The following is a 6004-nucleotide window of genomic DNA, read 5'->3' as shown; positions in this document are numbered from 1 at the left end:
CTTCATCATCGTCTGGAACAGCAGCAGCGGCATCGACACGTTGATGGCAAATTCCGAAATCCCCTCGCCGCTCGCCGGCTTCAGATAGCCGGTGAGCCCGGCGAGGTAGCCGAGCGCGACAAGGCTGAAGACGAAAAGAACGGTTTCGGTGAGCGGAGACATTTTTACCGTGAGGGGCGGGTTCCCCGTGATAGGCGAGCCAGGACCGCGACGCAATCGCGCCTGAATTTGATCATCGTCGGCTGGCAGCGTTATAGAGGGCTTGGATCATCAGGGCGGACACGAACGACAAATGGCCTTTGTCCGACTCTCGAACCTCAGTCTTTTGCAGCGGGCATGGCTGACGGCTTTCGTCGCCGCACTGCTTTGTCTTGCCGCGACCGCGCTTGCAGTTGCCGAGACGAAAAGCGACGCGCGCAGCGTCACCGATCGAGGCCGCATTCACGGCGACGCTGAAGGTATTCACCAGGGAAGCCTTCCGATGCAATGGCCTTCGCGCAGAACAATCTCGGGGATGTCAGCTGGAATCGGGCCAGCTATGGCGGCGGCAAGGCCGAATATCAAAAGGCGATCGGATTCTTCGAGAACGCCAAGCAGCGCTTTAGCGAAGCCGGCTACACCAGCCATCCCTCTCACCGACCAGAAGGTCGATCTGGTGAAGAAGCAGATGGCGAAGAAGTAGGTCTACGCTTCCCGCCGACCGCGCCTTGTCTTTCGGCCGGCTTTACCGTCCCTATATGTCCTGCCACCGGAACCCCTTGCCGGGAACCGCAGAAGGATAGCGGATGATTCGATTTGCCTTGGCGTTGTTCCTGCTTGTTGTTCCCAGCGTGGCGCACGCCACGGATGCAGGCTGGGCGCTGCTGCGCGACGGCGGACACGTCGTGCTGCTGCGCCATGCCATGGTCACCGGCACCACCGATCCGGCCAATTTCGACATCGACAGCTGCGCCACCCAGATGAACCTGTCGGCGCGCGGCAAGCAGCAGGCGAGCAAGATCGGCGCTCTGTTTGCCGCTCGGGCGGCACCGATCGAGCGCGTGCTGTCCAGCCGCTATTGCCGCTGCCTCGACACCGCCCGCATCGCCTTCGAGACCGACCCGGAACTCTTTGCACCGCTCGATCTCCTGAAAGGCGACGAGACGCAGAAGGCCGCGCAGATCGCTGCGATCCTGAAGGAAATCCGCGTCTATTCCGGCTCCGACAATCTGGTCATGGTCACCCATCTGGAAGACATCGTGGCACTGACCGGCATCTCACCGCGCGAAGGTGAGGCCGTCGTCGTCGAGCCGCAAGGCGATGGCCTGCGCGTGCTCGGCCGCGTCACCTTCTGAGCGTGCTGCGCGATCGCTGACGCCGAAAGCGGTGTTGCTGAAATGCCACCGTTGAAAGAAGCCGCAAATTCGCCGTGACAATGCCGCTTGCGACAACCCGTCGCAGGGGCTATAGGCGCGCTCCCGGTCACGAGAACCGAAGCGAGCACAACGGTTGGAGCTTTCGTCTCCGCCCGTGCAGGCGGCATTGCCGCCCTGTATACGGCGCCGCTTTGGGGATTGGGATCGCGGATGTAGCTCAACTGGGAGAGCGCCGGACATAATCCGGAGGTTGTGGGTTCGAGTCCCTTCATCTGCACCACGGATAGCTCAGTTTGGTTAGAGCATCAGATTGTTAATCTGACTGTCGAAGGTTCGATTCCTTCTCCATTGGCCTTGAAAAGCCATCCGAAAAACGGTCCGGGGACTGGAATGCGAAAGACTGGACGGGTGACCCAAGCCTTCGGGCGCGGATCATCTCAAGCGTCTTTCGCCATCGGCTCGCGGCCAGGCCCGCGGTGACGATCAAGGCGCGGTGTCGCCGGCAAGGGAGGCTAAGGCCTCCTGCGCCCGCTTCGCTGCCCCGCGATCCGCTCCCGAAGGCCCGCCACGGCTCGATGCCACCAGTCCCCGGATCATTCGTGCCCGGGCTACGACGCAAGAGACGACGTGAAACGAGAAACGAAGGGAAGATCGACGCATGACGTGACGCCTCGCATGGGGCCATGCCCGACAGGAGTAAGACAATGACCATTCTCGACAAGGTTCTTGGACGCGAGCGCGTCCTCGTAAAGGAAAACGAACGTGCCCTCGCCCTCCACAAGGGGGAGATCAAGGCTGTCCTGCTGCCGGGCGAGCACTGGCTCGCCAACCGGCGCGGCAGCCTCGAAGTGTCTCGGCACGATCTGAAGAACCCGGAATTCGTTTCGGCATACGAGAAGGCGTTGTTCGACAAGCTTCCGGATGTGGCCGCGCGTCATTTCACCGTCGTTCGCACCGGGCGCACGGATGTCGCCGTCATCGAGCGTGACGGCAATCTGCACGCCGTGCTGGCACCGGACCGCAAGCTCGTGCTGTGGACGGATGCCGGCCCGTGGAAGGTGACGCTGATCGACACGTCAGTCGATCTCGCCATCGATGCGGCGATCATGCGCCGGCTCGGCCAGGCCCGGAAGGCGGAATTGATGTCCGTCCATCCGGTCGTCGATGGTCAGGCCGGACTGCTGTTCATCGACGGTGTCCTGGTCAGGACGCTGACGGCGGGCGTGCATGGCTTCTGGAACGTCGGACGCATGGTGCAGATCAAGGTCGTCGACCTCAAGCGCCAGTCGCTCGACGTTGCCGGGCAGGAAGTGCTGACCAAGGATCGCGTGACGATCCGCGTCAACATCGCAGCCGAATACCGGGTCGTCGATCCGGTCAAGGCGGTCAGCATGGTGAAGGACTTCTCCGAAGCCCTCTACCGCGCCCTGCAATATGCCTTCCGCAAGACGCTTGGCGCGCTGACACTCGATCAGATCCTCGAAAAGAAGGTGACGATCGATGAGGAAGCGGCAGCCAAGGTCCGCGCCGACATGGCCGAGATCGGCGTGGAGGTCAGCGATATCGCGCTCAAGGATGTCATCCTGCCGGGCGAGATGCGCGAGATCCTCAACCAGGTGGTGTCGGCCGAAAAGCAGGCCGAGGCCAACATCATCCGTCGCCGCGAGGAGACGAACGCGACCCGTTCCCTCCTCAACACGGCCAGGGTGATGGCGGAAAACCCGGTGATGCTGCGGCTGAAGGAGCTCGAGGCGCTGGAAACCATCGCCGGCAAGGTCGAGCGGCTGACCGTCCACAACGGAACGGGCGGGCTGCTGAACGATCTGGTCAAGCTTCGCGACAGCTGATGCATGTCGCCAAAAGTGTTCCGCTTTTGGAAAAACGACACGCATCGAAATAAGGCTGACGTTGCGTCAACAGAAGGGCCGCCGGGTAAACCGGCGGCCCTTCTTGCGTTTCGAAGGAAACCTACCCATCTGCGCCCGGCGTATCAGGCCTTTTCCTGCCGGAAAAAACCGATTAGACAGCGCCCAAACAAGATGCGGACAGATTCCGCCCGCAACCGAAGGAAAAGCCCTTGTCCACCACGTTCGACAAAGTCGCCAAGATCATTGCCGACACCAGCGAGATCGATATCGACACCATCACGCCCGAGAGCCACACGATTGACGATCTCGGCATAGACAGCCTCGATTTTCTCGACATCGTCTTTGCCATCGACAAGGAATTCGGCATCAAGGTGCCGCTGGAAAAGTGGACCCAGGAGGTCAATGACGGCAAGGCTTCGACCGACGATTACTTCGTCATGAAGAACCTGTGCGCCAAGATCGACGCGCTGGTCGCCGCCAAGACCGCCTGACGTCAGTTGAGCGCACGATCTTGACGCGCTCTGCCGCCTGACCCACAAAGCCGCACATGAGCAGCCCCCGCGACGTCGTCATATCAGGTATCGGCCTTGTCTCCTCGCTGGGGGAAGGTCCTGACGCCCACTGGCAGAAGCTCGCGCAACCGGGCCCGCAGCCGGTGCTCGAAGCGACGCGCTTTGCACCCTATACTGTCCATCCGCTGCCTGAGATCGACTGGAACCTGCAGATCGCCAAGCGTGGCGATCAGCGCCAGATGGAAACCTGGCAGAGGCTCGGCACCTATGCTGCCGGCCTTGCACTGGACGACGCCGGCATCAAGGGCAATGACGAACTCTGCGCGACCATGGACATGGTTGTGGCGGCGGGCGGTGGCGAGCGCGACGAGGCGGTCGATGCCGCCATTCTCGCCGCTTCGGAAAGCCGCAATGACCGCGATGTACTGCTCAACGAGAAATTGACCACCGAATTGCGCCCGACACTGTTTCTGGCCCAATTGTCCAACCTGCTCGCCGGCAACATCTCCATCGTCCACAAGGTCACCGGTTCGTCCAGAACCTTCATGGGCGAGGAAGGTGCCGGTGTCGCCGCGGTTGAAACGGCCGCCGCACGCATCCGCTCGGGTCAGTCGACGCATATCCTGGTCGGCGGTGCCTTCCAGACCGAACATCCCGATATGCTGCTCGGCTATGAACTCGCCGGCTATCTGCATCGCGGCCCATGGAAGCCGGTTTGGCAAAGACAGGGCACTGAGGGCGGTGGCGTCGTGACCGGCTCCGGCGGCGCCTTCCTGGTGCTGGAGCAGCGCGAACACGCGATGAGCCGCGGCCGCAAGATCTATGCAGAACTTGGACCGGTCGTCTCCGGCCGCGCCCGGCGGCCACGGGGAGAACTCGACGCCGAGATCGCCGCACTGCTCAAGCAGGCTGCATTGCCGAACGGCAAATTGCTGACCCTGTCGGGCGCATCGGGGGCGCATGCGGCGACAACAGCCGAGAAGGCAGCGCTCGATGCCAATCCGGCGATCGCCGCGCGTGGCTTCTCGACGCTGACCGGGCACATGAAGGAAGCACAGTTTCCTTTCGCTGTGGCACTGGCGGCACTCGCTGTCGACCGCAAGGCCGCCTATCCTGTTTTTGATGCCGCAGCCGAGACGCCGTTCGAAGGCGTTCCCCAATCCGTCCTTGCAACGGCGATCGGCTATCACCAATTCGAGGGCATGGCGCTGGTCAATGCCGCGTAACGCGGCTCCACGACCCATGCTGCAACGATAAGAGGGCTCCCGGATGGCCAATCTCAGAGATCACATGGGCAGGCCGATCGTCGCCGTCACCGGCATCGGCGTGGTGACCTCGCTTGGCGTCGGCAAATCAGACAATTGGGCGGCACTGACCTCCGGCAAGTCGGGCATTCACCCGATCACCCGCTTTCCCATCGATCAATTGAACACCCGCATCTCCGGCATGGTCGATTTCCTGCCGTCGAGCTCGAAAGGCGCCAGCCCACTCACCTATGAGCTAGCCGAGCTTGCGGGCTTAGAAGCGGTGAGCGAAGCCGGTCTTGATTCCAGCGATTTCGGCGGACCGCTCTTCCTCGCATCGCCGCCAGTCGAACTCGACTGGGCCGAGCGCTTCTCGCTCTACAATTCTGACAAGGACAAGGATGACACCGCCGCCGAAAGACTGCTTCGGGTCGCGCGTAGCTTGAAAGAGCTGGATATTTTCGAGACCACCCAGTTCGGTTCGATCGCCGGCCGCCTTGCCGATCGCCTTGGCACGCGTGGTCTGCCGATCACGCTGTCGACGGCTTGCGCTTCAGGCGCCACCGCGATTCAGCTCGGTGTCGAGGCGATCCGACGCGGCGAATGCGACCGTGCGCTGTCGATCGGCGCGGACGGTTCCGCGACCGCCGAGGCATTGATCCGTTTCTCATTGCTTTCGGCGCTCTCCACGCACAACGACATCCCCGAAAAGGCGTCGAAACCCTTCTCCAGGGATCGCGACGGCTTCGTGTTGGCCGAGGGATCCGGGGCGCTGGTGTTGGAATCGCTTGAGACGGCATTGGCTCGCGGCGCGACTATTCTCGGCGTCCTGGGCGGTTGCGGCGAGAAGGCCGACGACTTCCACCGCACCCGCTCCAAACCGGACGCTTCACCGGCCATCGCCGCGGTCCGCGCCGCCCTCGTCGATGCCGGACTGGGTGAAGACGAGATCGACTACGTCAATGCCCACGGCACCTCGACGCCCGAAAACGACAAGATGGAGCATCTGGCGCTGTCGACGGTGT

Annotated in this window: 8 protein-coding genes and 2 tRNA genes; 8 read left to right on the top strand and 2 right to left on the bottom strand. The window is 62.4% G+C overall.

The window, feature by feature from the left end; all coding sequences use genetic code 11:
* Both ENZ75_RS17945 and ENZ75_RS34365 read right to left on the bottom strand, forming a co-directional pair.
* A partial coding sequence (locus tag ENZ75_RS17945; protein WP_206617055.1) for an AEC family transporter occupies positions 1-162 on the bottom strand: 162 nt, incomplete at its 3' end.
* A gap of 70 nt (positions 163-232) precedes the next feature.
* Positions 233-466, bottom strand: a complete 234-nt coding sequence (locus ENZ75_RS34365) for a hypothetical protein (RefSeq protein WP_032898557.1) — start codon at positions 464-466, stop codon at positions 233-235.
* Between the two features lie 20 nt (positions 467-486).
* On the opposite strand from ENZ75_RS34365, the gene ENZ75_RS35150 reads away from it, so the two are divergent.
* The 8 genes from ENZ75_RS35150 to ENZ75_RS17905 form a co-directional block, all read left to right on the top strand.
* On the top strand, positions 487-789 hold the full coding sequence (locus ENZ75_RS35150; RefSeq protein ID WP_244514304.1) for a hypothetical protein: 303 nt from the start codon (positions 487-489) through the stop codon (positions 787-789).
* A complete protein-coding gene (locus ENZ75_RS17935) occupies positions 786-1334 on the top strand; it encodes a histidine phosphatase family protein (protein ID WP_063168176.1) in 549 nt (182 codons plus the stop codon). The genes ENZ75_RS35150 and ENZ75_RS17935 overlap by 4 nt, the downstream gene beginning before the upstream one ends.
* Positions 1335-1561: 227 nt before the next feature.
* A tRNA-Tyr gene (locus tag ENZ75_RS17930) sits at positions 1562-1635 on the top strand.
* Between the two features lie 2 nt (positions 1636-1637).
* Positions 1638-1707: transfer RNA gene (locus ENZ75_RS17925), tRNA-Asn, on the top strand.
* A 352-nt stretch (positions 1708-2059) separates the two neighbouring features.
* A complete protein-coding gene (locus ENZ75_RS17920) occupies positions 2060-3202 on the top strand; it encodes a slipin family protein (RefSeq protein WP_063168177.1) in 1143 nt (380 codons plus the stop codon).
* 230 nt (positions 3203-3432) lie between these two features.
* A complete protein-coding gene (locus ENZ75_RS17915) occupies positions 3433-3714 on the top strand; it encodes an acyl carrier protein (RefSeq protein WP_010909964.1) in 282 nt (93 codons plus the stop codon).
* A gap of 56 nt (positions 3715-3770) precedes the next feature.
* The gene (locus tag ENZ75_RS17910) at positions 3771-4961 is read left to right on the top strand and encodes a beta-ketoacyl-ACP synthase (RefSeq protein WP_063168178.1); all 1191 of its coding nucleotides are present in this window, start codon (positions 3771-3773) and stop codon (positions 4959-4961) included.
* A gap of 43 nt (positions 4962-5004) precedes the next feature.
* A partial coding sequence (locus ENZ75_RS17905; protein ID WP_128278216.1) for a beta-ketoacyl synthase N-terminal-like domain-containing protein occupies positions 5005-6004 on the top strand: 1000 nt, incomplete at its 3' end.

Origin of the sequence: Mesorhizobium sp. M7A.F.Ca.CA.002.04.1.1, assembly GCF_004022805.1 — a bacterium.
GTDB lineage: Bacteria > Pseudomonadota > Alphaproteobacteria > Rhizobiales > Rhizobiaceae > Mesorhizobium > Mesorhizobium ciceri.
This window is presented reverse-complemented; position numbering and strand designations above follow the sequence as displayed.